This is a genomic window from Roseateles sp., from assembly GCF_039595595.1.
Taxonomy (GTDB): Bacteria; Pseudomonadota; Gammaproteobacteria; order Burkholderiales; family Burkholderiaceae_C; genus Roseateles.
The window spans coordinates 69,738-96,529 of record NZ_JBCNLG010000020.1 but is presented as its reverse complement, the minus strand read 5'-3'; the positions used below and the strand labels follow the sequence as shown (position 1 = coordinate 96,529).

Below are 26,792 nucleotides of genomic sequence, written 5' to 3'. Positions count from 1 at the left end.
CCCGACCGCGACAGACGCTCGGATGGAACACGCCGCTTCAGGCCTTTGCGCTCACCTTGGCAAATGCGCATCAGGCTCCAGTATCAATTCAATGACAGGTGTTGCGGTTCAAACTTGAGACCGCCCTCTCTCACGGACTGGAAATGCGCTCCGCTTTCCCTGTCGAGTTCCCATCGAATCTTGATATTCGCTCACGATCGCCTCCAATCGCGTCCTTGGGATGTAGAGCACGCGCTTTCCGGTTGAAGCAGCGCTCTTAGGCAAGATGCCATCAATCGTGAGCCACCGACAGCAGTACATCTCCCAAGGGGACACGCCCGTCTGTGCGCGAGGACGCTCAGGCAACTCCGCTAAGCGGACCGGACACCACATAGGCGAATCTTCTGGCGCAATCCTCTCGACCGGACGCGAGGACAAGGCAGGCTGGCCTGCTCCGGCGGAATATCCAGCAACGCCCTCAAGCTGCAGACTCGCTCCGCCGCTTGTACAGCGCCAGCAGCGTGTCGACGAAGTCCCGTCCCAGCAGGCCCGCCACCGGCACCGCGTAGGCGTTGATGCCGGAGGTCACGCGATAGTGGGCCTGGACCTCGAGCCTCGTGTGCCCCGCATCGATCGGCGTCAGCGTGAACCGGGTCTCCCCGAGGTCGAAGTAGCGCCCACCCACGACGACGTGCTCGTCCATCGTTCCGGGCGGGAAGGAATCGGGCTTGAACTCGTAGCGCCACGCGATCGTCCGCCCTTCCTCGCGCTGCGTGACATGGCCGCGGAAGTGGACGCCGCGCTCCCAGCGCGAATTGCGGACCTCGCCTTCCGGCGTCATGTGGTTGATCCCTTCGACGGGACGCGGCACGCCGATGAGGTGGATCAGGGTCGCGGGCAGCTCCTCGCGCCGGATGTCGCGCGCATCGACGATCTCGGACCAGATGCGCTCGGGCGGCGCGTCGATGACCGTCGAGCGGTCGATGCGCTGCCATTGCTCGCTCGTCATCGGCCCCGCCAGGACGGTGAACAGCAGCGGCATCGTCGCCAGCGCGCCGACGCGGACGGTGCCGATGCGGGTCGTCTCCAGCGCCGCCTTCATCAGCAGGCCACCCAGCGACGCGAGGCCCACGAAGGCCGGTGCCATCAGGATGACGCAGATCGAGCCCTCCAGCAGCGTCACCATGCTGCCCAGCATCATCAGCAGGATGGAACGCCAGGGCATGAAGATCGCCTGCTCCCAGGTCGGCCGGATGCCGCGCATCACGTAGACGGTGAGCGCGCCCACCACCACCGGCGTCATCAGCACGAAGCCGGTGCTCATGACGTCGCCGGTGTCCCTGGACAGCCCCAGCCAGCGCGTCAGCTCGGTCAGATGACCAAAGACCAGGCGCATCACGAGCCCGTACAGAGCGCCGGAAGCCGCCGCGATCCATTTGATCCGCCGCCACGCGGGCAGGTCCTTGGGCTGCAGCGCCACGGGCGCTGCAGGCATGTTGTCGCTGTTACCGCTCACACGTCCTCCCTCTGCCTTGTCATCCGAGATCCCTCCACCGCGTCGCTCGCGCAGTGCGGCGGATGCTACCCGCGCGCGATGTACCGCGCGCCCTCCTCGCGCGCCTGGCACTCTTCGAAAAGCCCCGCCGGCAACTCCGGGAAATCAATTCGCTTGCCATTCATTCGCATGCAAATTAAATTTCACCCCATGGCACGCACCACCTCCTCCAGGCAGTCCAAGTCGCAGAAGCCGGCCGCCGCCCAGGCCTGCGTCCCGCTGGAGATCGACCAGCAGCTCTGCTTCGCGATCTACTCGACGATGCTCGGCTTGAACAAGGTCTACCGCGAGCTGCTCAAGGACCTGGACCTGACCTATCCCCAGTACCTCGTCATGCTGGTGCTGTGGGAGCGCGACGGCCTCACCGTCGGCGAGATCGGCGCGCGGGTGTTCCTGGATTCGCCCACCGTCACGCCGCTGCTCAAGCGGCTCGAGGCGGCGGGCTTCGTCAGCCGCGACCGCTCGCCGCAGGACGAGCGGCAGGTCCTGATCACGCTGACTGACGCCGGCCGCGCACTGCGCAAGCGCTCGACCCATCTGCCACAGTGCATCGTCGACGCCTCGGACACCGAGCTCGCCGAAATCATCGAGCTACGGGACCGCCTCCTCGCGCTGCGCGAACGCATGGCCCGCAAGGCCGGCTGACAACCTTCCGTCATTCATCGAACGCCCGCTCCAGCTCCTTCCGCATTTTTTTCCACCAATTAATTCGCATCCTAATTATTAGTAAACACATCAGTATCCGTTTTCCCCTGCAGTTCCCACCCACCACCCCTTGCAACCTGAAAAGGACATCGCCATGACCGCTTTCACCACCCTCGCCCGTCAGTCCCGCCGCCGCCTCCTGGCGATGTCGACGCTCGCCGTCGCCGCCGCGGCTTCGCTGGCCGCGCCCGCTCAAGCGGCCGGCTCCCGCCCTTCGGCCGGTGCAGCCGCTTCGGCCGCTGACGCCCGTCCCTCCGGCGCCTACATCACGACCCGCGACGGCGTTCAGCTCTATTACAAGGATTGGGGCCCCCGCAACGGCCAGCCGATCGTGTTCAGCCACGGCTGGCCGCTCAACTCGGACAGCTGGGAGTCGCAGATGATCTTCCTGGCCGATCAGGGCTACCGCGTGATCGCGCACGACCGCCGCGGTCACGGCCGTTCCAGCCAGCCCTGGGACGGCAATGACATGGACCACTACGCCGACGACCTGGCCACCGTGATCGAGACGCTGAACCTGAAGAACGCGGTGCTGGTCGGCTTCTCCACCGGCGGCGGCGAAGTCGCCCGCTACATCGGCCGTCATGGCACCTCGCGCGTGGCCAAGGCGGTGCTGGTTTCGGCCGTGCCGCCGATCATGGTCAAGTCCGACAAGAATCCGAACGGCGTGCCCAAGGAGGTGTTCGACGGCATCCGCGCCGCGCAGCTCGCCAACCGCTCGCAGCTCTACAAGGACATCCCCGCCGGCCCGTTCTACGGCTTCAACCGTCCGGGCGCGAAGGTCTCGCAGGGCCTGATCGACAACTGGTGGTTCCAGGGCATGCAGGGCGGCCACAAGAACACCTATGACTCGATCAAGGCCTTCTCCGAGACCGACTTCACCGAGGACCTGAAGAAGATCGACAAGCCGGCGCTGGTGATCCACGGCGACGACGACCAGATCGTCCCCATCGACATCTCCGGCCGCGCCTCGGCCCGGCTGATCCCCGGCGCGCGCCTGATCGTCTACCCCGGCGCGCCGCACGGCCTGACCGACACCCACAAGGAGCGCCTCAACGCCGACCTGCTGGCCTTCATCCGGCAGTAAGGCCTGCCAGTGCCCCCGCTTGGCGGGGGCCTTCCCCCACCTTCGGGGGAAGGGACACGCGGGGTTCCCCCCCGCGATTCGTTTGGTACGCTCGGGTGATCTTTCCGAAGGCCGGCGCCTGGGCGCGCCGGCTCCTGGACCTCCGATGCCGATGCCCCTGCCGTCCACCGCCACCCTGCCGCATGTCCGCGTGCTCGAACTCCAGGAAGGCGACGAGGCCCTGCTCCAGCGGTTCTATGAGCGCAACCCGCTCTATTTCGAGGAAGTCAACGGCGAACCGCCCCGCCCGGACGAGGCCCGCGAGGAGATCCGGGACCTCCCCCCCGAAGGCTGGAGCTTCACCGCCAAGCGGCTGCTGGGCTACGCCGACGAGAGCGGCGAGCTGGTCGCCATGGCCTCGCTGGTGTCGGACCTGATGGCGCCGCGGGTCTGGCTGGTGGGTCTGTTCATCGTCGCGACCTCGCTGCACGGCTCACCGGCCGCGCGCGAGATCTACGCCGAGCTCGAGCACTGGATGCAGCGCCGCGGCGCCGCCTGGGTGCGGCTGGGCGTGGTCGTGGGCAATCAGCGCGCGGAGCGCTTCTGGGAGCGTCAGGGATTCGCCGAGGTGCGGCGCCGCGACGGCATCACGATGGGCCAGCGGCTCAACGCGCTGCGCGTGATGGTCAAGCCGCTGGACGGCGGCCGCATCGCCGACTATCTCGAGCTCGTTCCGCGCGATCGCCCCGGGCAGGCCTGATCACCACGTCATCGCCAGTCATCGCCAGTCATCGCCACTTGAGCGCCGCTTGAGCGCCGCTTGAGCGCCGTTCGATCGCGGCGTCACCCCGCCCTCACCCGCCCTTACGCCGGGATCAGCCCCCGCCCCTTGAGCATTGGCTCGACGCGCGCGTCGCGGCCGCGGAAGGCGCGGTAGGTCGCGCCCGGCTCGCGGCTGTTGCCCACGGCCAGGATGTTCTCCAGCACCGATCGCGCCACCGCCGGGTCGAAGGGATCGCCGGCCTCGACGAAGGCCTCGAAGGCATCGCAGTCCAGCACCTCCGCCCACAGGTAGACGTAGTAGCCGGCCGCATACGAGTTGCCGGAGAACAGATGCTGGAAGTGCGTCAGCCGGTGATTCATGCCGATCGCCGGCGGCAGGCCCAGCCGCGCGAGCGTCTCGCGCTCGAAGGCCACCGGGTCCGGCGCCTGCTCCTGTTCGAGCGCGTGGATCGCCAGGTCCACCAGCGCCGACGCGCAGTAGCGCACCGTCTCGTAGCCCTGGTTGAAGGTCGCGGCCGCCTTCAGGCGCTCGAGCAGCGCATCGGGCAGCGGTTCGCCGGTCTTGTAATGACGCGCATGCCGCTTGAGCACGGCCGGCTCGGCCATCCAGTGCTCCATCAACTGCGACGGCAGCTCGACGAAGTCGCGCAGCACCTGGGTGCCGGACAGGCGCTCGAACTCCACGTCCGACAGCAGCCCGTGCAGGCCGTGGCCGAATTCGTGGAAGAGCGTGCGCACGTCGTCGAAGGACAGCAGCGTCGGCTCGCCGGGCGCGCCCTTGGCGAAGTTGTTGTTGTTCAGGATGATGGGCAGCGCGTCGATGCCGTTGCGCGCCTGCCAGCGCAGCGCGTTCATCCACGCGCCGCTGCGCTTGGTCGGGCGCGCGAAGTTGTCCTGGATGAACACGCCGCGCACCGTGCCGTCGGCGCGCTGGACCTCGTGGACCTTCACGTCCGGGTGATAGCCGGCGACCTGCGGCCGCGCGACGAAGCGCAGGCCGTAGAGCCGCTCGGCGCAGTCGAACATCGCCTGCACCATCGCGTCGAGCGGGAAGTAGGGCTTGACCTCGGCCTCGTCGAGCTGGAAGCGCTGCTGGCGGACCTTCTCGGCATACCAGCGCCAGTCCCAGTCCTCGATCGTCAGATCATGGCCGAGCTGCGCGCGCACCTCGTCGAGCATGGCCCGCTCGCGCGCCGCGGCGGCCTTGGCCGGCTCCCAGACCCGATCCAGCAGGCCCTGCACCGCCGACTGACGGCCCGCCATCGTGTCGGCCAGCGCGTAGTCGGCGTAGCTGCGCTCGCCATGCAGCGCGGCCTGCTCGCGGCGCAGCGTCAGCAGCTCGCGCACGATCTCGCGGTTGTCGGTGTCGCCGGTGGCGTCGCCGCGGCCGACCCAGGCGCGCCAGGCCTGCTCGCGCAGGTCGCGCCGGTCGCTGAAGGTCAGGAAGGGCACGATCAGCGAGCGCGACAGCGTCACCACATGCGCGCCCTCGCCGGTGAGTCCGCGATCCAGCGCCGCCTGGCGGGCTGCCGCGCGGACGAAACCGGGCAGCCCGGCCAGCTCGGCCTCGCCGCGCAGCACCAGCTGATAGCTGCTCTCGTCGGCCAGCACGTTCTGCGCGAAGCGGGTGTTGAGCTCGGCCTGACGCTCCATGTTCGCGGCGTAGCGCTCGCGCGCCTGGCCCTGCAGCCGCGCGCCGGCGCGCACGAAGTCCAGGTGCACGCGCTCCAGCAGGCGCAGCGCCTCGGGCGTCAGGCCCAGTGCTCCACGCTGCTCGTGCAGTTGCTCGACGCGCGCGAACAGCGCCGCGTTCAGGTAGATCGCGTTGGCATGCGCCGCCAGCGGCGCGGCCATGCGGCGCTGCACCGCCTGCAACTCGGGCGAGCTGGCCGACGCGCTCAGCGTCGAGAACAGGTGCTCCAGCGCGGTCAGCGCACGGCCGGAGCGATCCAGCGCGGCGATCGTGTTCTCGAAGGTCGGGGCCTGCGGCTGCGCGGCGATCGCATCGAGCTCGGCGCGATGCGCGGCGAGCGCGGCCTCGAAGGCGGGTTCGAAATGCCCAGCGCGGATCGCGTCGAACGGGGGCAGGCCGTAGGGGCCGGTCCAGGCGGACAGCAAGGGATTGGCGGCGCTCATCGTGTCTCCGAGGCCAGGTCTGTCGTGGCCATCGGCGCCGATTGTAGAAACGGCGCCGGCCCGCTCAGGGTGCCGGCGCCGTTCCCGACGCGACGACAGGGACGCTCCGCGCCCCCGCGCCATCGCTTACTTCTTGCCCTGTTCCTTCTTGATGGCGATCTCGTCGGCCTCGTCGTACGAGCGGTTGCCGCACTTGAGCTTCCACTCGTTGCGCTTCTCGTTCAGTTCCTCGACGGCTTCGTTGAAGTCGTCGGCCACCTTCTGGTGCGCCTCGACGCGGGCGTTGAAGGACTTGTTCAGTTCGACGCGGTCGTTGCGCGCCTTGTTGAAGGCGTCGATCTTGGGCTGCAGCGCGTTGGCGCGGGCCTGGTACTCCTCCTGCTTGGCCTTCAGGTCGGCCTTCTCCATCTTGGCGGCACCCGCCTCGATCTCGGCGCCGAAGGCCTTCACCGATTCGATCTCGGCCTTCAGGGCCGTGCCCTGGGCCTGCAGGTCGGACTCGGCCTTGTCGGACTCGGCCTTGGCGGCCTTGAGTTCGTCGCGCTCCTTCAGCACCGTGGCCTTCCTCTTGTCGAGTTCGGCGGAGGTGGCGTCGTTCTGATCGTTGGAGGCCATGCAGGCGCGCAGCTCGTCGCGCGTCATCAGCTTGCCCTTGCCACCCTTGGCCGGCGCGGCGGTCTGCGCCGCCGGCTTCGCGGCGGGCTTGGCGTTGCCGGTGTTGGTCTGGGCGACGGCCAGGCCGCAGGCCAGCAGCGTGGCGACGGCGAGGGAGGTGCGAAGAGTGTTCATGTCGTCTCTCAGTTCATTGCGCCGGGTGGGCGCTGTCTCGTCGGTGCGGCCCGGGCCGGGCCGCCGTGCGGGTCGGGATGATGCCACGACCGGGATAATGCGCCGCTTCAGATCGTTTCCGGCCCGGGTGCAGCCCGCACGCGGGCCGTCCACTCCGCACCGACCGCCCTCCGGCGGCACACCGACCTATGGCGCTCAAGGCCACCATCCACAAAGCCCAGCTGCAACTCTCCGACATGGACCGCCATGTCTACGGCGATCACGCCCTCACCGTGGCCCGCCATCCGTCCGAGACCGACGAACGCATGATGCTGCGCATCCTGGCCTTCGCGCTGAACGTGCCGGCCGACGACCTGCGCGGCCGTCTCGAATTCAGCAAGGGGCTGTCCGACGTCGACGAGCCGCCGCTGTGGCAACTGGACCTGACCGGCGAGGTCGTGCACTGGATCGAGCTGGGCCAGCCCGACGAGCGCCGGCTGCGCCAGGCCCATGGCCGGGCCGAGCGCGTCACCGTGATCAGCTACGCGTCCAGCACGCCGGTGTGGTGGAGCGGCATCCAGAACAAACTGCAACGCACGCCCAAGCTGTCGGTGTGGCAGATTCCGGCGGAGCAGTCCCAGGCGCTGGCCGCGCTGGCCGAACGCGGCATGCAGTGGCAGGTCAGCATCCAGGACGGAACGGCGTACGTCAGCACCGAGAAGGGCGCTGTGGAGATCACGCCGCTGTTGCTGAAGGAACGCGAGGCCTGACCCGTGCGGTAAGGTGGGCGTCCTTGATCAGGAGAGACCGCCGTGCCGCAATCCGTGTCACCCGCTTCCCCCGCGTCCAGCGCCGCCGCGGACGATCCGTTCCTGTGGCTGGAGGCGCTGGACGGCGCCGAGGGCGAACGTGCGCTGCAATGGGTGCGCGAGCGCAATGGCGAGACCCTGGCCGAACTGCAGGCCGAGCCCGAGTTCGAGCCGCTGCGCGAGGAACTGCTGCAGATCCTCAACGCGCGTGATCGCATCCCGCATGTCGCGCGGCGCGGGGACTGGTTCTACAACCTCTGGCAGGACGAGGCCCATCCGCGCGGCCTGTGGCGGCGCTGCACGCTGGAGGAATACCAGCTCGCCGAGCCGCCCTGGCGCCTGGTGCTGGATCTGGACGCGCTGGGCCGCGACGAGGGCCGCAGCTGGGTCTTCCATGGCGCGATCTCGCTGGCGCCCGAGTACCGTCGCTGCCTGGTCTCGCTGTCCGACGGCGGCGCCGACGCGCACGAGCTGCGCGAGTTCGACCTCGAGACGCTGCGCTTCATCGCGCCGGCCGACGGCGGCTTCTTCGTGCCCGAGGCCAAGAGCGACGTCGAGTGGCTGGACGCCGACACGCTGCTGGTGGGCAGCGACTTCGGACCGGACTCGCTGACCGAGTCCGGCTATCCGCGCCAGATCCGCCGCTGGGCGCGCGGCACGCCGCTCGAGGCGGCGCCGGTGATCTTCGAGGGCGAGCGCGAGGACGTCTCGGTGCAGGTGTCGGTGGACCGCACGCCGGGCCACGAGCGCGTCGTGTTCAGCCGCGAGCTGGACTTCTACAACCAGCGCCGCTTCCTGTGGAAGAACGGCGAGTTCGTCCTCATCGACCTGCCCTCGGACATGAGCGTGTACCTGCAAGGGCCGTGGATGCTGCTGCGTCCGCGCACCGACTGGCACCTCCCGCACGGGCCGACCTATCCGTCGGGCTCGCTGCTGCTGATCGAGGAGGCGGCGTTCTGGAAGGACGAGCGCCACGACAAGCACCTGCGCGTGATGTTCTCGCCGACGGCGGGCCGCTCGCTCGAGGACTACACGCTGACCCGCCACCACCTGCTGCTCAACGTCAGCGAGCATGTGGCCAGCCGGCTCGAGGAATGGGACCTGTCGCATCGCACGCCGGTGCTGCGCCAGGTCAAGGCGCCCTTCCCCGGCACGCTCAGCGTGCAGAGCCTGCACGACCCGGAGCTGCCCGGCGATGCGCTGGGCGACCACTACCTGCTGCACTACTGCGATTTCCTGACGCCGGACATCGTGTGCCTGGCGCGCGCGGGCACCGACGCGCGCGAGACGCTCAAGCAGCGCGGCGCGCAGTTCGACGCGCATGGCATGACGGTGGAGCAGCGCTTCGCCACCAGCGCGGACGGCGAGAGCATCCCCTACTTCGTCATCGGCAAGGCCGGCCGCGGCGCGGACACGCCGACGCTGCTCTACGGGTATGGCGGCTTCGAGATCTCGCTGCAGCCGTGGTACTCGGGCGGCAACGGCCGGGCGTGGCTGGCGCGCGGCGGACGGCTGGTCGTGGCCAACATCCGGGGCGGCGGCGAGTACGGCCCGCGCTGGCACCAGGCGGCGACGCTGGCGCACAAGCAGCGCAGCTTCGACGACTTCATCGCGGTGGCCGAGGACCTGATCGCGCACGGCCTGACCCGGCCCGAGCGCCTGGGCATCATGGGGGGCAGCAATGGCGGACTGCTGGTGGGCGCCTGCATGGTGCAGCGGCCGGAGCTGTTCGGCGCGGTGGTGTGCCAGGTTCCGCTGCTGGACATGAAGCGCTATCACCTGCTGCTGGCCGGCGCCTCCTGGGTGGCCGAATACGGCGACCCCGACGACGCGGACGACTGGGCCAGCATTGCCGCCTACAGTCCGTACCAGCGGCTGCAGGCGGGCGTGAACTATCCGAGGGCGCTCTTCGCCACGTCGACGCGCGATGACCGCGTGCATCCGGGCCACGCGAGGAAAATGGCGGCCCGCATGCTTGCGTTGGGGCAGGCGTGCTTCTACTTCGAAAACATCGAGGGCGGCCATGGCGGCGCGGCGGACAACCGGCAGCGCGCGCTGTTGCAAGCCCTGGAGTTCAGCTACTTGTGGCGACAACTCGGCAGGGAGGCCAAGCGTGGAGACACAGTGTGAACATCGTCATCCAGCATCATCCCGACGCGAGATGCTTTCTTGCCCAGCCGCAGCCGGGGCTGCAGTGCCGGCTGGACTATGAGCGTCACGGCGAACAGCTGATCATCACCCACACCGGCGTGCCGGCGCAGTTGCGCGGGCAAGGCCTGGCGGCCGCGCTGGTGGAGACGGCGGCGCGCTGGCTGGCGGAGTTTCCGTTGCAGCTGGTGCCGGGCTGCAGCTACGTGCGCCACTGGCTGCAGCGGCATCCGCGCTGGCAGCGGCTGCAGACGCCGGCGGCGGCGCAGCGCGTGCTCAATGAGTGGTTCGGTCTGCCGGGCGGTCCGCAGGACGGGCAGGTGCAGACGAAGTGGTTCAAGAAGGACGAGGCCTTCGATGCCGCGCTGCGCGAGCGCTTCGGCGCGGTGGTGGCGCAGGCGCTGCGCGGCGAGTTGCGCGAGTGGGACTCGACGAGCTGGGGCGCGCTGGCGCGCATCGTGGTGCTGGACCAGTTCACGCGCAACATCCATCGCGACACGCCGCAGGCCTTTGCCGGCGATGCGCTGGCGCTGGAAGCGGCGCTCGCGCTGCTGCCGCGCGCGCAGGATCTGGGCGTGCTGGAGCGCTGGTTCGCGGCGATGCCGCTGGAGCATGCGGAGGACCTGACGATGCAGGATCGCAGCGTGGCGGTCTTCGAGACGCTGGCGGCGGAGGACTCGCGCTTGGCGGACGCGCTCGACTATGCGCGGCGGCATCGCGACGTCATCGTGCGTTTCGGCCGTTTCCCGCACCGCAACGAGATTCTGAAGCGCGCGAGCACGCCCGAGGAGTTGGAGTTCCTGAAGCAGCCGGGATCGCGCTTCTAAGAACTCCCTCGCTCCGCTTTGCGGGGAGAGGGTGGGGGAGAGGGGTCTGCGCATCGCGGCAACGTCCGGACACTGCGAAGCGCCCCCTCTCCCCTGCCCTCTCCCCCTGCGGGGGCGAGGGAGTTGACTGCGCTGCGTGATGGGCCTGACGTCAGCTCGTTTCCTGTTCCTGCAGCAGCCGCCACATGACCTTCCCCGACCCGGACTTGGGCAGGCTGTCGACGAACTGAATGATTCGTGGCGCCTTGTACGCGGCCATGTGTTCATGGGCCCAGTCGATGATGTCCTTGTCGGTAGTTTTGCCCTTGGCCTCGGCGCGCAGCACGATGATGGCCTTGACGGTCTCCCCGCGATAGGCGTCCTTGGCGGCGATGATGCAGGCTTCCTGCACGGCCGGATGCCGGTACAGCAGCATCTCGACCTCTGACGGCCAGACCTTGTAGCCGCTGGCGTTGATCATGCGCTTGAGCCGGTCGGTGATGAAGAAGTAGCCTTCCTCGTCCATGCGTCCGAGGTCGCCGGTGCGGAAGAAGCGCTTGCCGTCGAGCTCGACGAAGGCGGCGTCGGTGGCTTCCGGCTGCCGCCAATAGCCCTGGAACACCATGGGCCCGTGGGTGATGATTTCGCCGACTTCGCCGACGGGCAGTTCCTCGAGCGTGGTCGGATCGACGATGCGCGCGTCCACGCCGAAGATCGGGATACCCAGGCATTGGAGTTTGGCGCGCTCGGGTGGATTGCCGTGGCTGGGCGCGGCGGTTTCGGTCAGGCCATAGCCTTCGGCGAAGGTCAGGCCGAATTCCTCCTGCAGGCGCTCGGCCACTGCCTTGGGCATGGCTGCGCCGCCGCCGCTCAGATAGCGCAGGCTGCGCAGGTCGAAGCTGCGGTAATTGGGGCTGGCGAACAGGTCGATGATCATCGTGGGGATGCAGGTCCAGTGCGTGACCTGATGACGGGAGATCAGGCGCCCGCAGAGCTCGCGATCCCAGCGCGGCATGATGACCAGCGTCATGCCGATGAACACGGGGCCGAGCACCCCGTAGAGCGTGCCGGTGATGTGGAACATCGGCACCACCGCGAGCCCGACCGCTTCCGCGCTCGCATAGCCCCACTGGCAACCGCCGCAGCTGTTGGCCATCAGCGTCGCGTTGGTGTGCATGCAGCCCTTGGGCAGGCCGGTCGTGCCGGAGGTGTAGGGCAGCATCGCCAGGTCGTCCGGTCCGGCCGTGTGCGGGCCGGGTGCGTGGCCGGCGGCGATCGCCTCGCGCCAGTCGGTCGCGCCGGGCGGCAGCTCGTGCACGGCGGTCAGCCAGGCGCGCATCGTGTCGGGCGCATCGCAGGCCGGGTCGGGGCCGGCGGGCGGCAGCATCTGCCAGTACTGGGTCACCAGCAGCGCGCCCGGCCGCTGCCCTTCGGGGAGCCTGGCCGCGGCCTTCGCGACGATGCCGGCCAGCTCGCCGCTGCAGATCACGGCCTTGGTCTCGGGGTCGGTCAGGTAATGGCCGAACTCGTCTTCGCGATTCATCGGGTTGACGGGCACCACCACCGCGTCGGCGCGGTTGATCGCATAAAAGGCGATCAGGTACTGGGGGCAGTTCTGCATGAACAGCGCCACGCGGTCGCCCTTGCCCACGCCGTGCGCCCGCAGCCAGCCGGCCAGCGCCTCGGCCTGGCGGCGCATCTCGCGGTAGGTCAGCGTGGCGCCGAGGAACTGCGTCGCCGCCTTGTCCGGATAGCGCGCGGCCGAGACCTCCAGGTTGAACCACAGCGAGGTGCGCGGAATCGCCAATTGCCGCGGCAGCCGTGCCGGCCAATGGCTGTACTGCACGCCGGCGTTCTCGGGACGGGGGGTGACCACGCGCGTCATCGGTGCTGTCTCCTGTCGCTGTTATGCGATCGATCTTCTGTCCACCCGGCCGGGCCGCCTGTCTCCACCGGGACAAGCCCCGCGCGCGCCGCGCCGGCGCGCTGTGGCGCAAACCAGACTCGTCCCCGCCATTGGGGTGGTTCCGGACATGCTGGCCCTCCCCCTCGCGCGTAGCATGCGGGCTTTCACCAATGCCCCGCCGCGGGGCCCGCGCCCTTGCAGGGGCGCGGCGCGCGGCCGGGCCGTGCCCTGCCCTTCATGTTGACCGTGCGCCGTACCGCCCTTCGGGGGCTGCTGACCTGTCTTCTGCCGATTGGACCGGCCCTGGCCATCCCCGCCTGGGCGATGCCCGCCGAGGCCGCGCTGGACGCGCCGGCCGGCCCCGTGGTGCTGACCCTGGGCGGCGCGCTGCGCAACGCCAACCGCGACGGCCGCGCCGCCTTCGACATGGCGATGCTCGAGAAGCTCCCCCAGGTCAGCTTCAGCACGCAGACGCCCTGGTACCCCGGCCCGCGCAAGTTCACCGGCCCGCTGCTGCGCGACGTGCTCGCCGCAGCCGGCGCGCAGGGCCACAGCATCGAGGCCCGCGCGCTCAACGACTACCGCGTCCTGCTGCCGGTCGAGGACAGCCGGCGCTACGACGTGATCGTGGCGCGGCTGCTCGACGACAAGCCCATGGCGGTGCGCGACAAGGGCCCGCTGTTCCTGATCTACCCGTTCGACCGGGCGCCCGAGCTGCGCAACAGCGTCTACTACGGCCGCTCCGCGTGGCAGCTGACCCATCTGGAGCTGCGTTGACCATGACGCGCGACTCGGACCGTCTCGTCGCCGCCCGGCAGCGCCGCTGGCGTGTGGCGGTGACCGCCATGGGCCTGCTGCTGGTGGTCGCGCTCGGAGGGGTCGCCTGGCTGCAGGCGCGCCAGTACGAAGCCCTCAATGGGACGCGCCGCTATCAGGACGACTACCTCGTCTGGAGCCTGTTCCAGTTCGAGACCGAATACCTGAAGCTGCGCCTGGCGCTCGAGCAGGCTGCGGGGCCGAGCGTCGCGGTCGATCCGGACCAGGTCGCGCAGCGCTACGAGATCTTCGTCAGCCGGCTCAACCTGGTCGAGAGCGAGCACGCGGCGCAGGTGCTCGCGCACCATCCGGATTACCAGCGCACGGTGGCGCGCGCGCAGGAGTTCGTGCGCTGGGCCGACGCGCTCCCGCTCAATGGGGCGCTGATTCGCGAGCATCCCGAGCGGGTGCGTCAGGTCGTCGAGCGGCTCGAGCCGCTGGCCGACCCGATCCGCGAGTTGTCGCTGACCTCCACGCACCATGTCGCCGCGGACGTCACCCAGCGCAACGAGATCATCCGGCGCCAGAGCCGCGTGAGCCTGGGCCTGACGGCGGCGCTGTCGGCGATGACGCTGCTGTTCGCGGCGGTCATCTACCGGCAGTTCCGCGGGCTCGAGCGCTATGGCGACAAGCAGAAGGCGCTGGCCGCGCGGCTCAACGACGCGCAGCGCGAGGCGGACGCGGCCAACCGCGCCAAGACGGTGTTCCTCGCCAACATGAGCCACGAGCTGCGCACGCCGCTGCAGGGCTTGCTCGGCATGCTGGGGCTCATCAGGGAGGCGCCGCTGACCACCGCGCAGCAGGAGCAGCTCAAGGCCGCCAACGACTGCGCGCGGCACCTGCTGGCGGTGCTGGGCGACATCCTGGATGTGACGCGGATGGAGGCTGGCGGTCTCTCGATCGCGCCGGAACCGCTGCAGCTGGGCGCGTTGATGAAGGAGCTCGAGGCGCTGAACCGCCCGCAGGCCTCGGCGAAACGGCTGACGCTGCAGTTCGGCATCGAGGACGACGTGCCCGGCTGGGTGATGGCCGATCCGACGCGGCTGCGCCAGATCCTGCTGAACCTGCTCAGCAACGCGCTGAAGTTCTGCGACCGCGGCCAGGTCGGCTGCCAGCTGCGGCGCGGCATCGGCGCGCTGGGCGAGGACCTGCTGCTCTTCGAGGTCAGCGACACCGGCCCCGGCATCGACGCCCAGACGCAGGCGCGGCTGTTCCAGCGCTTCAGCCAGGGCGACGCGAGCACCTCGCGGCGTCACGGCGGCGCGGGGCTGGGGTTGGAGATCTCGCGCCGGCTCGCGCGGGCGATGGGCGGCGACATCCATGTGCAGAGCGCGCCCGGACAGGGTGCCCGCTTCACGCTGGCGCTGCCGCTGCGTGCCAGCGCGGACCTGCCGGCGAGCCCGATCGGCCTGCGCGCCGGCCCGGCGCCGCATGCCGAGCCGGCGAACGCGCCGGCCGCCGGTCCGGGTCTGCGCGTGCTGGTCAGCGAGGACAACCCCACCAACCGCATCGTCATCGAGGCGATGCTGCAGCGGCTCGGGCACGAGCCGACGCTGTGCGAGAACGGCCTGCAGGCGCTGCACGCGCTGCGGCAGCAGCCCTTCGACGCCGTGCTGATGGACCTGCACACGCCGCAGATGGACGGCTTCGAGGCGACGCGGCTGATGCGCGAACTGCCGCCGCCACGCGGCCGGCTGCCGATCATCGCGCTGTCGGCGGACGCCTTCGAGGAGTCGCGCCAGAAGGCCGATGAGGCCGGCATCAGCGCCTTCCTGTCCAAGCCGGTGGAGCTGGAGACGCTGCGCCACACCTTGCAGACGCTGGCGCCCTCGCGCGCGCGGCCCGAGGCGGCCTGATCTGCGCTTAAAGTCGCTCTCCGCAACGGAGTGCCCTGCCCCATGTACCTGTCCCGCATCGCGCTGACCAACGTGCGCTCGATGGCGTCGCTGGCGATCGACTTCGGCGGCGGGCCGGACGCGCCCGCGGGCACGAACCGGCGCTGGACGCTGCTGCTGGGCGAGAACGGCTGCGGCAAGAGCACGGTGCTGCGCGCGATCGGGCTGCTGCTGGCCGGCAGCGATGCGCTGCCAAAGCTGCTGGGCGACGTCGACGCCTGGATTCGCAATGGCACTCGCCAGTGCCGCATTGCGGGCACCCTCGTCACCGCCAAGGGCGAACCGCGGCAGATCGCGCTCGAGCTGCATCGCGGCGATGGCCTGCGCGAAATCTTCGAGCGCAATGCGCAGTCGCTGGACGCACTGGACGCGGCGATCCGGCATGCAGACCGCAACTACTTCGTGGTGGGCTACGGCGTGTCGCGCCGCCCGCCCGAGAGCGGCAAGCGCCTGAGCGGACCGCTCGACGATTCGGCGCGCTTGCCGCGGGCGCGCGCGTTGGCGTCGCTGTTCTCGCCGGACGCCTCGCTGGTGTCGCTGCAGCGCTGGGCCATGGACCTGGACTACCGCCGCGGCGAGGCGGCGCTCGCGCCGATCCGGGTCGCGCTCAACCAGTTGATGCGCGGCATGAATTTCTCGCGCATCGACAAGGAGTCGGGCCAACTGATGTTCCGCACCGTCGATGGCGAGGTGCCGCTGAACCAGTTGTCCGACGGTTATCAGAACATGGCGGCCTGGTGCGGCGACCTGCTCTACCGCATCACCGAAGCCTTCCCCGATCGCAAGGATCCACTGGCCACGCGCGGCGTGCTGCTGATCGACGAACTCGACCTGCATCTGCATCCGGTGTGGCGGCGGCAACTGGTGGACTTCCTGTCCGCGCTGCTGCCGAACTTCCAGTTCATCGCGACGACCCATTCGGCGCTGACCGCCCAGCAGAGCGGCGAAGGCGAGCTCTTCGTCATCCGGCGCGAGGGCGCGAAGCAGCGGCCGGTGCTCGTGCCCTTCGTCGGCGAGCCGCGGCTGATGCAACTGCACCAGTTGCTCATGAGTCCGATGTTCGGACTGGAGTCGATGGACTCGGTCGCGGTGGAGAAGGCGCGCGACACGGCGCGCAAGCTGCACACGAGGACCGCCGCGCGAGGCAAGGCGCTGACGCCGCGCGAGCGCATGCAGCTCGAGCGCAGCACCGAAGTCCTGAGCGCCGCACCCGAGTGGGACGCAGTGCCCGATTACGCGCGTCAGCAGAACGCGCTGCTGAAGGAGCTCAAGGCGACGATCGCGAAGCAGGCGGCGGCGGGCAGCGCCGCGGGCAAGGCTGCGCCGGCCGCGGCCTCCGCGAAGAAAACGGCGGCGCGAAAGGGCGTCGCCAAGGACACGCCCGCACTGTCGCCCACCAAGCTGAGGGCCGCGGTCAAGCGCGTGGAGAAGGCCAAGTGATCCGCCTGCGCCGGCGACGCGACGCCGCGAGCCTGGGCGCCTTCACGGGCGCGAAGCTGCAGCAGAAGCTGCTCAGGCTCGAAGGCTACTTCTACGACGGCGGCCGCGAGGTCGACTTCCGGCCGAAGGCGCGCCAGGTCTGGCGCGCCGCCAAGCTGTCGCTCCGGCGGGAGACGGCCGGCAAGTGCGCGTACTGCGAGGCCGACACGGCCGTCGTGGCGCATGGCGACGTCGAACATTTCCGTCCCAAGGTGCCGTACTGGTGGCTGGCCTACTGCGTCGACAACTTCACGTTCAGCTGCCAGGTCTGCAATCAGATCCACAAGGGCAACCGCTTCCCGGTCACTGGAGCGCGCCTGAAGGCGCCGCGCATGCCGGCCGCGCAGCCGGCCGATGCGGAGAAGGCGGCGGCGCTCGCGGAGCGCTTCTGCCCCGATCCCGCGTCCGCGACGGACTCCTCGCTCAAGCGCTTCTTCGCCAGCGAGAGCGCGCATCTACCCGATCCCTACCTCGACGATCCGGAGAAGCTGTTCTCGTGGCAGGCGATCGACGCGACGCGTGAGGTCTGGCTGATCGCGCGCGGCCGCTCCGCGAAGGCCAAGGCGGCGGTCCAGGCCGCCGAGGAGGTGCTCGGCCTGAATCGCTCGGAACTGCTGCGGCTGCGCTACCAGCGCTACGAGTTCCTCTATACCGCGGCGCTGGCGTTCCAGGAGATGGATCACGATTCGCCGAACGCGCCGAAGGTGCTCGCGCGGCTGCGCCGCCAAGCCGAGGACCACCAGCCGTTCGCGGCGATGTCGCGGCACTTCCTTCGGACGTGGGGGTTGCTGGAAAGATAGACGCCGCCCCTCGAAAGGGCGACTCGTCCGACCGACTCAGACAACGACCGGCTCCGGCTCCAGCCGGATGCCGAAGCGGCCGTAGACGCTTTCCTGGATCGCCCGGGCGAGCGTGACGACCTCGGCGCCGCGGGCCTCGCCGCGGTTCACCAGCACCAGCGCCTGTTTCTCGTAGACCGCCGCGCCGCCCACGCTCTTGCCCTTCCATCCGCAGGCGTCGATCAGCCACCCCGCCGCCAGCTTGAAGCTGCCATCGGGCATCGGGTAATGCACGATGTGCGGATCACGCGTGATGATGTCGCGGCACTGCTCCGCGCTCACCACCGGATTCTTGAAGAAGCTGCCCGCATTGCCGATGCGCGCCGGGTCCGGCAGCTTGGCGCGCCGGATCTCGCAGATCCAGTCGAAAACCTGCCGCGCGTCAGGCGCGTGGAGGCCGGTCTCGGTCATCTTGCGTTCGATGTCCAGATAGCCGAGCTGCGGCTGCCACGGCTTCGGGCAGCGCAGGCGCACCTTCGTGATCACGCTCTTGCCAGCCAGGCCGCCGTAGCCGGTCTGCTTGAACACGCTGTCGCGGTAGCCGAATCGGCACACCGCCGCCGGCAGCGTCACGCGCCGGCCCGTCGTCAGGTCGACGACGTCGACGCTCTCCAGCCGGTCCTTCAGCTCCACGCCGTAGGCGCCGATGTTCTGCACCGGCGCGGCGCCCACGGTGCCGGGGATCAGCGCCAGGTTCTCCAGCCCGGGCACGCCCTGCTCCAGCGACCCGGCCACCGCCTCGTGCCAAGGCACGCCGGCGCCGGCTTCCACGATCCAGCAGTCGTCCCGCTCCTCGACGCGCAGGCCGGGGATCTCCATCTTCAGCACCACCGCGTCCACGTCCTTCGTCAGGACCAGATTCGAACCGCCGCCGAGCACGAACTTGGGCGCGCGGCCCAGCTCCGGGTGGTCGACGACGCGGCGCACGTCAAGCTCCTCGCGGATGCGCACCAGGCGGCGCGCCGTCGCGGGCAGGCCGAAGGTGTTGTAGGCCTTGAGGTTGACGTCGGTCTCGATGACGACGCCCTCGCGGCGCTCGGTCGAGGGGGGAGTGGAGGGAGACTGCATGGCTAGAATTCTCGCCCATATCCCCTGTCGATATTCCCCGCCGATATCCCCGCGATATCCCCCGCCGATATTCCCCGAAGGCCGATCCCGGCCCTCGCCCCATCGAAAGAGTTCCCCCATGCCCAGTTTTGACACCGTCCTCGAACCCGACATGGTGAAGGTCCGCAACAGCGTGGACGCCAGCGCCAAGGAAATCACCACCCGCTTCGACTTCAAGGGCACCAGCGCCTCCATCGAGTGGAAGGACAAGGAAAAGGAGATTCACGCCACCGGCGACGCCGAGTTCCAGCTCGAGCAGATCGAGGGCGTGCTCTACGCCAAGCTGACCAAGCAGGGCGTCGTGCTGGGCTTCGTCGACAAGCAGGACAAGATCGAGAAGCTCGGCGGCGACCGCGTCAAGCAGGTCTACAAGATCAAGAACGGCCTGGAGGCCGCCGAGGCCAAGAAGGTCGTGGCCGCGATCAAGGACAGCAAGCTCAAGGTGCAGGCGCAGATCGAGGGCGACACCGTGCGCATCACCGGCAAGTCGCTGGATGACCTGCAGGCCGCCCAGGCCGTGCTGCGCAAGGAGCTGTCCGACCTGCCGCTGAGCTTCGACAACTACCGCAAGTGAGCGCCGCGCGATGAGCTCACTGGGCCGGCCGGGCTGGCGCGCCTGCGCGGCCGCGGCGCTGCTGACGCTGTGCGCGTCGGCGGCGCACGCGGACAGCGCCAAGGCGGCGCGCTTCTACGAGGACGCGCTGCAGCGCTTCGAACGCCAGGACATCGATGGCGCCGTCATCCAGCTGAAGAACGCGCTGCAGCAGGACAAGCGCCTGCTGGCCGTGCATGTGCTGCTGGGCAAGGCGCTGCTGATGCGCAGCGAGGCCGCGGCCTCCGAGATCGAGTTCACCGAGGCGCTCTCGCAAGGCATCAACCGCGCCGAGGTGGCCGTGCCGCTGGCGCAGGCGCTGGTCGCGCAGGGCAAGCAGGCCGAGGTCTTCAAGCTGCCGGCGCTGGTGCCGGACGGGCTGCCCGACAACATCCGCAAGCCGCTGCTGCTGGTGCGGGCCGCCGCCTCGTCGGACCTGGGCGATCCGGTCCGCGCGCAGCAGCAGATCGAGCTGGCGCGCGCGATTCCTCCCGACAACGCCGACACCTACCTGGCCGAAGTCCCGCTGCGGCTGCGCGCGCGGCAGTTCGACCAGGCCGGCGCCGCCGCCGACAAGGCCCTGCTGCTGGCGCCAAACAACGGCGAGGCGCTCTATCAGCGGGCCACGGTGCCCCATGTGCAGGGGCGCCTCGATGAGGCGCTGAAAGGCTACGAACGCGCCATCGCCGCCGATCCCCGGCATCTCGAGGCACAACTCGCACGCGGCGGCCTGCTGATCGACCTGAACCGCGATGCCGACGCGCTGGCGCAGGTCCAGTCGCTGCTCAAGCTGGCGCCGAGCGAGCCGCGCGTGCTCTACCTGAGCGCCGTGCTGGCGGAGCGTCGCGGCGATGCCGCCACGGCCAAGGCCGCGCTCAAGGCGATCAGCGCCGAGCTCGACCCGGTGCCCATCGAGTTCATCCGCTATCGCCCGCAGGCGCTGATGCTCAACGGCCTGGCGCACTTCGGGCTGGGCGAGATGGAAAAGGCCAAGCCCTACCTGGAGTACGCGCAGCGCCAGACGCCGGGCAGCCCGCTGTCCAAGCTGCTCGCGCAGGTCTATGTCGCCGAGCCGAATCTGGATCGCGCCTCCGACGTGCTCGAGTCCTACCTCAAGGCCTATCCGGGCGACGGACAGGCGCTGGTGATGATGGCCTCGCTGCAGATGGCACAGGGCCGCCATGCGCGCGCCGCCACGCTGATGCAGGAGGCGCTCAAGGCCAAGGACGCGCCCGAGTTCCGCACCACGCTGGGCCTGTCGCTGCTGCGCAGCGGCCAGGCAGGCGACGCGACGGGCGAGCTGGAGAAGGCCTTCCAGCGCGACCCGCGCCAGACCTACGCGGGCATGGCGCTGGTCACGCTCTACCTGCGTGGCGGTCAGCCGGCCAAGGCGGTCGGCGTCGCGGAGAAACTGGTCAAGCAGGAGCCGGCCAATCCCTCGACGTGGATGCAGCTCGGCATCGCGCAGCGCAGCGCCGGCAACCTCGCCGGCGCGCGCGAGGCCTATCAGAAGGCCAGCCAGCTCGATCCCGGACTGAGTGAAGCCCAGCTCGGCCTGGCGCGGCTCGACATCTCGCAGCGCCAGTTCGACGCCGCGCAGGCGCGGCTCGCCGCGATGCTCAAGGCCGACGAGAAGAACCCCGACGCGCTGTATGAGATGGCGCTGCTCAGCGAGGCGCGCGGCCAGTCCGCCGACGTGCTGCGCTGGCTCTCCAAGGCGGCCGACGTCAGCACCGCGCGCAACACGCGCGCCGATCAGGCGCTGGTGGTCTGGCTGCTGCGGCAGGAACAGCCCGCCCCCGCGCTCGAAGCGGCCAAGCGGCTGCTCGGCAAGGCGCCGGACGATCCCCAGACGCTGATCACCCTGGCCCGCGCGCAGCTCGGGAATCGCGACCTCAATGGCGCCAAGGCCACGCTGACCAACGCGGCGCGGCGCTCCGGCTTCGGTGCCGATCCGCTCACGCAGATCGCCGGGCTGCAGCTGGACGCGCGCGACTTCGCCGGCGCCGCCTACAGCCTGGACAAGGCGCTGCAGACGGCGCCCCAGCACGTGGGCGCGCTGGCGCTGTCATCGACGGTCGCGCTCCAGCAAGGCAATACGGCGCTGGCCGAGAAGCAGGCACGCCAGGTCGTCCAGCTGCGCCCTCAGGCGGCGCTGGGCTACACGCTGCTGGCGGACGTCGCGCAGGCCCGCAAGCAGCCGGCGCAGGCGGTCGAGGCGCTGCGCAAGGCGCATGAGGTGCAGCCCACCAGCGGCAGCCTGCTGGCGCTGGTGCGGGCGCTGGGACGGCAGGATCCGACCGGGCGTTCGGCGCAGGAGCTGGCCGACCGCTGGCTCAAGGCCCATCCGCAGGACGTCGCGGCCTGGAAGGCGCTGGCCGATGCCCAGGCGCGTGCAGGCAACTTCGCCGCGGCCCGGCGCAGCTATGAAGCCGCGCTCAAGCTGCGGCCCAAGGACGCGGAGGCGCTCAACAACCTCGCCAACGCGATGATCCGGCAGGGCGATGCGGCCGCGGCCGCCACGACGGCGGAGCAGGCCCTGGGGCTGGATCCGCGCAGCGCCGCCATCATCGACACGGCCGGTTGGGCCCATCACCTCGCCGGCAATGCCGAGCGCGCGCTGCAACTGCTGCGCGACGCCCGGCTGCGCGAGCCGGGCAACCCCGACATCCGCTATCACCTGGCAGCGGCGCTGGCCAAGGCCGGCCGCAAGGGCGAGGCGCGCGAGGAGCTCGACGCGGCGCTGCGCAGCAGCGGCTTCGACAGCCACAAGGAGGCGCTGGCCCTGAGCCAGAGCTTGCGCTGAGGCCTGCCGGAGCCCCTTCGGTGAGGGGTTTCCGGGCCTGTCGGAAGAACTTACAGTCCGGCCCCAAACCACACGCGCTTTTTACGCCAAGTGCTTGAGCCGTAAGGGAATCGTGACGCTGGCCCGGTGCTTGCGAGACGAAGCCGCAATGAATCAGAGACCCGACCGCGTCGGGGGAGCGAGGGGAACACCATGCGACAAGTTGAAAACCGCCTGATGGGACTGGCCGCCGTGGCGCTGGCAGCGATGCTGCCGATCAGCGCGCAGGCCGTCTCGACCTGGACCGCCAGCAGCTGCGTCAGCAACTGCACCGAGACGGGGGACGCGGCGCCCAACGTCAGCTACTCCGCCTACTCGGCCTCCGTCAACACCACCAGCGGCGGCGCTTACAGCAGCACCAACGGCTTCGCGCAGAGCACGCTGCAGTACTACAGCGGCAATGGCTTCGGCGTCAGCGCGCCGGTCAACGACACGGGTTCGCCGCAGCATTCACTGGACAACTACGGCTATCAGGACCTGATCCTGCTGAAGTTCGACGACCTGGTGAACCTCACCCAGATCAAGCTCGGCTGGTGGTATGGAGACGCCGACATCACCCTGCTGGCCTACACCGGCCCCACCGCCGGCGTGAACGTGGCCAACACCATCGCCGGCAAGACCGCGGCCTCGCTGAAGTCGGCCAGCGGCTGGTCGCTGGTCAGCAGCTATGCCGACCTGCAGAGCAAGAACGGCGTGGCCAACGTCAGCACGAGCATCAACTCGAGCTGGTGGATCGTCACCGCCTACAACTCGCAGCTGGGCGGCAATCCGACGGGCGGCGACGGCTCCACCACCGGACTGACCCGCGGCATTGGCACCGACTACACCGGCTACGACTTCATCAAGCTGTTCTCCGTCTCCGGCAACAAGGCCGGCGGCGGTGGCAGCAGCGGCGGCAACGTGCCGGAACCCGCCTCGCTGGCGCTGGCTTCCCTCGCGCTGCTCGGCGCGATCGGCGTCCGCCGCCGCAAGCAATCCCAACGCTGAGCCTCCCTGCTCCGCAACAAGGCGACCCTCACGGGTCGCCTTTCTTTTCCCCGCAGAGAAACGAAAAACGCCCGATGCAAGCATCAGGCGTTTCATCTCCCCAGCACACCTCGGTCGCAAAACCGTGGCAGTACGACGGTGGTTGGGGACGGTGATGCGTGGGGTTCCGGCGCTTGCCGCCGGGGCCCCATGCATCGGCGGCCAACGCCCGGACCTCCGCAGCCCAGGCGCCTGCGCCCCGCGCGATCAGCTGCGCGCCGCGCGCTTGCGGTCGTTCTCGGACAGATGGCGCTTGCGCAGGCGCACCGACTTCGGCGTGATCTCGACCAGTTCGTCGTCCTCGATGAACTCGACGCCGTATTCCAGCGTCAGCTCGATCGGGGGCGTGATCTTGATCGCGTCTTCCTTGCCGCTGACGCGGAAGTTGGTCAGCTGCTTGGTGCGCGTCGCGTTGACGACCAGATCGTTGTCGCGGCTGTGGATGCCGACGATCATGCCTTCGTAGACCGGATCGTTCGGCTTGACGAACATGCGGCCGCGATCATCCAGCTTGCCCAGCGCGTAGGTGAAGATCTCGCCCGCGTCCATCGAGATCAGCACGCCGTTCTTGCGGCCGGCGATCTCGCCCTTGTGCGGCTCGTAGCCGTCGAAGATGTTGGAGATCAGGCCCGAGCCCCGGGTCAGGTTCAGGAACTCGTTCGAGAAACCGATCAGGCCGCGGGCCGGGATGCGGTACTCGAGGCGGACGCGGCCGCGGCCGTCCGGCTCCATGTTGACCAGTTCGCCCTTGCGCTCGCCCAGGGCCTGCATCACGCCGCCCTGGTGGGCTTCTTCCACGTCGGCGGTGACCAGCTCGATCGGCTCGCACTTCTCGCCGTTGATCTCCTGGAAGACCACGCGCGGCTTGGACACGGCCAGCTCATAGCCTTCGCGGCGCATGTTCTCCAGCAGGATGGTCAGGTGCAGTTCGCCGCGGCCCGACACCTCGAAGATGCCGTCCTCGTCGGTCTCCTTCACGCGCAGCGCGACGTTGTGCTGCAGTTCCTTCTGCAGGCGGTCCCAGATCTGGCGGCTGGTGACGAACTTGCCTTCACGGCCGGCCAGCGGCGAGGTGTTGACGCAGAAGTTCATCGTCAGCGTCGGCTCGTCGACCTTGAGCATCGGCAGCGGCGCCGGATTGGTCGGGCTGGTGACGGTCACGCCGATGCCGATTTCCTCGATGCCGTTGATCAGCACGATGTCGCCGGGGCCGGCTTCGTTCGTCTGCACGCGGTCCAGGCCCTGGAAGGTCAGCACCTGGTTGACGCGGCCCTTGGTGACCTTGCCGTCCGGGCCTTCCATCACGACCACGTCCATGGCCGGCTTGAGCGTGCCCTGGCTGATGCGGCCCACGCCGATGCGGCCCACGAAGGTCGAGAAGTCCAGCGCCGAGATCTGCAGCTGCAGCGGCGCGGCCGGGTCGCCGCTCTGCGGCGGCACATGCTTGAGGATGGTGTCGAACAGCGCGGACATGTCCTCGCCCCACTTGCCGCCGGGCTCGCCCTCTTCCAGCGAGGACCAGCCGTTGATGCCCGAGGCGTACACGACCGGGAAGTCCAGCTGCTCATCGGTGGCGCCGAGCTTGTCGAACAGGTCGAAAGCGGCGTTGATGACGGCGTCCGGCTTGGCGCCCGGCTTGTCAACCTTGTTGACGACGACGATGGGCTTGAGGCCCAGCGCCAGCGCCTTCTTGGTCACGAAGCGGGTCTGCGGCATCGGGCCTTCCTGGGCGTCGATCAGCAGCACCACGCCGTCGACCATCGACAGCGCGCGTTCCACTTCACCGCCGAAGTCCGCGTGCCCCGGGGTGTCCACGATGTTGATGTGGGTGCCCTTCCAGCTCACCGCGCAGTTCTTGGCCAGGATGGTGATGCCGCGCTCGCGTTCGATGGCGTTGTTGTCCATCACCGTGTCGACGACCTTCTCGTGCTCGGCGAAGGTGCCGCTCTGGCGAAGGAGCTGGTCCACCATGGTGGTCTTGCCATGGTCGACGTGGGCGATGATGGCGATATTGCGGATTTGCTTGCTCATGGGGACGCTTTCGCTAAGAGGGCTTTCTAGGCTTTCTCGGGGATTCGGGAAATCGGGGGACTCGGTGTCTCTGGAACTCGTGGGGGGCGCGGCGCTCAGGCCGCCTGGATCAGCATGGAGGCGATCTCGGCCGGGCTCAGCAGCCGGTCGGCGATCAGCTCGCCGCCGGTCACGTGCCCGCTGCCGAGGAAGGCGCGCGGCATCTGCCCGTACACGCGCACCTGCGGCAGATCAGCCAGCGCCACCCGGCGGCGCATGCCGCTCAGGAAGCGACCGGCCTCGTCGTTGCTCAGCTCGACCTCGGGCCATTCGCCCAGCAGGCTGTCGGGCGCGGTCAGCAGCGCGAGGCGGCCGGCATCGTCCAGGGCCTCGATCTGCTCCAGCGTGACGGCCTGCTCGACCGACACCGGCCCGCTGGCCGTGCGGCGCAGGCCGGCCAGGTGGGCGCCACATCCCAGCTTCGCGCCGATGTCCTCGGCCAGCGTGCGGATGTAGGTGCCCTTGGAGCAGCGCACGTCGATGACCAGCAGCAGTTCGTCAGCCTGCCAGTCGACGATGTCCAGCGCGTGAATCGTGACCTCGCGCGGCGCGCGCTCGACGGTGACGCCCTCGCGGGCCAGCTCGTACAGCGCGCGGCCCTGGTGCTTGAGCGCCGAGTACATCGGCGGCAGCTGCGAGATCGGGCCCCGGAAGGCCTCGCACGCGGCGCGGATCGTGTCCAGGTCCAGGGGCCGGGCCACCTCGTCGCGCCGCTCGAGGACCTCGCCCTCGCCATCGCCGGTGGTCGTCGTGATGCCCAGGCGCAGCGTCGCGCGGTAGCCCTTGTCGGCCTCCAGGCTGACCTGGCTGAACTTGGTCGCCGCGCCGAAGGTCAGCGGCAGCAGGCCGGTGGCCAGCGGATCCAGCGTGCCGGTGTGGCCGGCCTTCTCCGCGCGCAGCAGGCGCTTGACCTTCTGCAAGGCGTCATTGCTGGTCAGGCCCAGCGGCTTGTCCAGCATCAGCACGCCGTGCACGGCGCGCTTCACGATTTTCGGGCGGGGGGCAACTGCACTCATCACGGGGCGGCGGCCCTCTCGGGCCGGCGTCTCTTTCAGTCTCGGAGGAGGGTCAGTCCTCGGTGGTCTCGTCGTCCTTGGCGCGGGACGAATTCGCCTTCGCGATCAGCGCGCTCATCTCGGCCGCCCGCTCGGTGGTGCGGTCGAAATGGAAATGCAGGCTGGGCACGGTGTGGATCTGCAAGCGCTTGAACAGGCCGTTGCGCAGGAATCCCGCCGCCTCGTTCAGCGCCTCGCCGGTGGCCTTCTCGTCGCCGACCAGCAGCGAATAGAACACCTTGGCGTGCGCGTAGTCGGGCGTGACCTCGACCGCGCTGATCGTCACCATGCCGATGCGCGGGTCCTTCAACTCGCGGATCAGTTCGGCCAGGTCGCGCTGGATCTGGTCCGCCACGCGCAGACCGCGGTTGGGGATCGATCGCTTGTGACGCATGGCTCTTTCCTCA

General features: G+C 69.3%; 21 protein-coding genes. 13 read left to right on the top strand and 8 right to left on the bottom strand.

Annotated elements, in window-relative coordinates:
• Positions 1 to 457: 457 nt before the first annotated feature.
• On the bottom strand, positions 458 to 1,474 hold the full coding sequence (locus tag ABDW61_RS20230) for a hypothetical protein (RefSeq protein ID WP_343641252.1): 1,017 nt from the start codon (positions 1,472 to 1,474) through the stop codon (positions 458 to 460).
• A 210-nt stretch (positions 1,475 to 1,684) separates the two neighbouring features.
• On the opposite strand from ABDW61_RS20230, the gene ABDW61_RS20225 reads away from it, so the two are divergent.
• From ABDW61_RS20225 to ABDW61_RS20215, 3 genes are all read left to right on the top strand, one after another.
• Positions 1,685 to 2,179 carry a MarR family transcriptional regulator gene (locus ABDW61_RS20225; protein WP_343641251.1) on the top strand — a complete coding sequence of 165 codons (495 nt, stop codon included), beginning with the start codon at positions 1,685 to 1,687 and terminating at the stop codon, positions 2,177 to 2,179.
• Positions 2,180 to 2,384: 205 nt separating this feature from the next.
• On the top strand, positions 2,385 to 3,326 hold the full coding sequence (locus ABDW61_RS20220) for an alpha/beta hydrolase (RefSeq protein ID WP_343641258.1): 942 nt from the start codon (positions 2,385 to 2,387) through the stop codon (positions 3,324 to 3,326).
• A 145-nt stretch (positions 3,327 to 3,471) separates the two neighbouring features.
• Entirely contained in the window at positions 3,472 to 4,065 is a 594-nt protein-coding gene (locus ABDW61_RS20215; RefSeq protein WP_343641250.1) for a GNAT family N-acetyltransferase, read from the top strand.
• Between the two features lie 104 nt (positions 4,066 to 4,169).
• Here the strand turns inward: ABDW61_RS20215 and ABDW61_RS20210 are convergent, their stop codons facing one another.
• Both ABDW61_RS20210 and ABDW61_RS20205 read right to left on the bottom strand, forming a co-directional pair.
• The gene (locus tag ABDW61_RS20210) at positions 4,170 to 6,224 is read right to left on the bottom strand and encodes a M3 family metallopeptidase (protein ID WP_343641249.1); all 2,055 of its coding nucleotides are present in this window, start codon (positions 6,222 to 6,224) and stop codon (positions 4,170 to 4,172) included.
• Positions 6,225 to 6,350: 126 nt separating this feature from the next.
• Positions 6,351 to 7,013, bottom strand: a complete 663-nt coding sequence (locus ABDW61_RS20205) for a hypothetical protein (protein WP_343641247.1) — start codon at positions 7,011 to 7,013, stop codon at positions 6,351 to 6,353.
• Positions 7,014 to 7,201: 188 nt separating this feature from the next.
• Between ABDW61_RS20205 and ABDW61_RS20200 the strand changes: the two genes are divergently transcribed.
• The 3 genes from ABDW61_RS20200 to ABDW61_RS20190 are packed head-to-tail and all read left to right on the top strand — an operon-like array spanning position 7,202 to position 10,776.
• On the top strand, positions 7,202 to 7,762 hold the full coding sequence (locus ABDW61_RS20200; protein ID WP_343641245.1) for a YaeQ family protein: 561 nt from the start codon (positions 7,202 to 7,204) through the stop codon (positions 7,760 to 7,762).
• 42 nt (positions 7,763 to 7,804) lie between these two features.
• A complete protein-coding gene (locus ABDW61_RS20195; RefSeq protein ID WP_343641244.1) occupies positions 7,805 to 9,931 on the top strand; it encodes a prolyl oligopeptidase family serine peptidase in 2,127 nt (708 codons plus the stop codon).
• The gene (locus ABDW61_RS20190; protein ID WP_343641243.1) at positions 9,928 to 10,776 is read left to right on the top strand and encodes a DUF924 family protein; all 849 of its coding nucleotides are present in this window, start codon (positions 9,928 to 9,930) and stop codon (positions 10,774 to 10,776) included. Before ABDW61_RS20195 ends, ABDW61_RS20190 begins: the two co-directional genes overlap by 4 nt.
• Before the next feature lie 151 nt (positions 10,777 to 10,927).
• Here ABDW61_RS20190 and ABDW61_RS20185 read toward each other — a convergent pair whose 3' ends face one another.
• A complete protein-coding gene (locus ABDW61_RS20185; protein ID WP_343641241.1) occupies positions 10,928 to 12,640 on the bottom strand; it encodes a long-chain fatty acid--CoA ligase in 1,713 nt (570 codons plus the stop codon).
• A gap of 258 nt (positions 12,641 to 12,898) precedes the next feature.
• On the opposite strand from ABDW61_RS20185, the gene ABDW61_RS20180 reads away from it, so the two are divergent.
• Genes ABDW61_RS20180 through ABDW61_RS20165 form a run of 4 tightly spaced genes read left to right on the top strand, consistent with a single transcriptional unit; the run spans position 12,899 to position 17,651 of the window.
• Entirely contained in the window at positions 12,899 to 13,438 is a 540-nt protein-coding gene (locus tag ABDW61_RS20180; RefSeq protein WP_343641239.1) for a hypothetical protein, read from the top strand.
• 2 nt (positions 13,439 to 13,440) lie between these two features.
• Positions 13,441 to 15,333, top strand: coding sequence for an ATP-binding protein (locus ABDW61_RS20175; protein ID WP_343641237.1), 1,893 nt, complete (start codon positions 13,441 to 13,443; stop codon positions 15,331 to 15,333).
• Between the two features lie 42 nt (positions 15,334 to 15,375).
• A complete protein-coding gene (locus ABDW61_RS20170; protein WP_343641236.1) occupies positions 15,376 to 16,812 on the top strand; it encodes an AAA family ATPase in 1,437 nt (478 codons plus the stop codon).
• The gene (locus ABDW61_RS20165) at positions 16,809 to 17,651 is read left to right on the top strand and encodes a hypothetical protein (protein WP_343641234.1); all 843 of its coding nucleotides are present in this window, start codon (positions 16,809 to 16,811) and stop codon (positions 17,649 to 17,651) included. The genes ABDW61_RS20170 and ABDW61_RS20165 overlap by 4 nt, the downstream gene beginning before the upstream one ends.
• 36 nt (positions 17,652 to 17,687) lie before the next feature.
• On the opposite strand, the gene murB is transcribed toward ABDW61_RS20165, so the two are convergent.
• On the bottom strand, positions 17,688 to 18,758 hold the full coding sequence (murB, locus tag ABDW61_RS20160) for a UDP-N-acetylmuramate dehydrogenase (RefSeq protein ID WP_343641233.1): 1,071 nt from the start codon (positions 18,756 to 18,758) through the stop codon (positions 17,688 to 17,690).
• 118 nt (positions 18,759 to 18,876) lie between these two features.
• Here murB and ABDW61_RS20155 point away from each other — a divergent pair, with 118 nt between their 5' ends.
• From ABDW61_RS20155 to xdp1, 3 genes are all read left to right on the top strand, one after another.
• Positions 18,877 to 19,371: a YajQ family cyclic di-GMP-binding protein gene (locus tag ABDW61_RS20155; protein ID WP_343641232.1), complete on the top strand. Its 495-nt coding sequence runs from the start codon at positions 18,877 to 18,879 to the stop codon at positions 19,369 to 19,371.
• 10 nt (positions 19,372 to 19,381) lie between these two features.
• Positions 19,382 to 22,195, top strand: a complete 2,814-nt coding sequence (gene prsT / locus ABDW61_RS20150; protein WP_343641231.1) for an XrtA/PEP-CTERM system TPR-repeat protein PrsT — start codon at positions 19,382 to 19,384, stop codon at positions 22,193 to 22,195.
• A gap of 192 nt (positions 22,196 to 22,387) precedes the next feature.
• Entirely contained in the window at positions 22,388 to 23,221 is an 834-nt protein-coding gene (gene xdp1 / locus ABDW61_RS20145) for an exosortase-dependent surface protein XDP1 (RefSeq protein ID WP_343641230.1), read from the top strand.
• A 246-nt stretch (positions 23,222 to 23,467) separates the two neighbouring features.
• On the opposite strand, the gene typA is transcribed toward xdp1, so the two are convergent.
• The 3 genes from typA to rbfA all read right to left on the bottom strand — a co-directional run bounded on the left by typA (position 23,468) and on the right by rbfA (position 26,779).
• Positions 23,468 to 25,291 (bottom strand): translational GTPase TypA, encoded by a 1,824-nt coding sequence (typA, locus tag ABDW61_RS20140; RefSeq protein ID WP_343641228.1) that lies wholly within the window; start codon positions 25,289 to 25,291, stop codon positions 23,468 to 23,470.
• Positions 25,292 to 25,386: 95 nt separating this feature from the next.
• Positions 25,387 to 26,346: a tRNA pseudouridine(55) synthase TruB gene (truB, locus tag ABDW61_RS20135; RefSeq protein ID WP_343641227.1), complete on the bottom strand. Its 960-nt coding sequence runs from the start codon at positions 26,344 to 26,346 to the stop codon at positions 25,387 to 25,389.
• A 52-nt stretch (positions 26,347 to 26,398) separates the two neighbouring features.
• On the bottom strand, positions 26,399 to 26,779 hold the full coding sequence (gene rbfA / locus ABDW61_RS20130) for a 30S ribosome-binding factor RbfA (protein ID WP_343641226.1): 381 nt from the start codon (positions 26,777 to 26,779) through the stop codon (positions 26,399 to 26,401).
• Between the last annotated feature and the right edge of the window lie 13 nt (positions 26,780 to 26,792).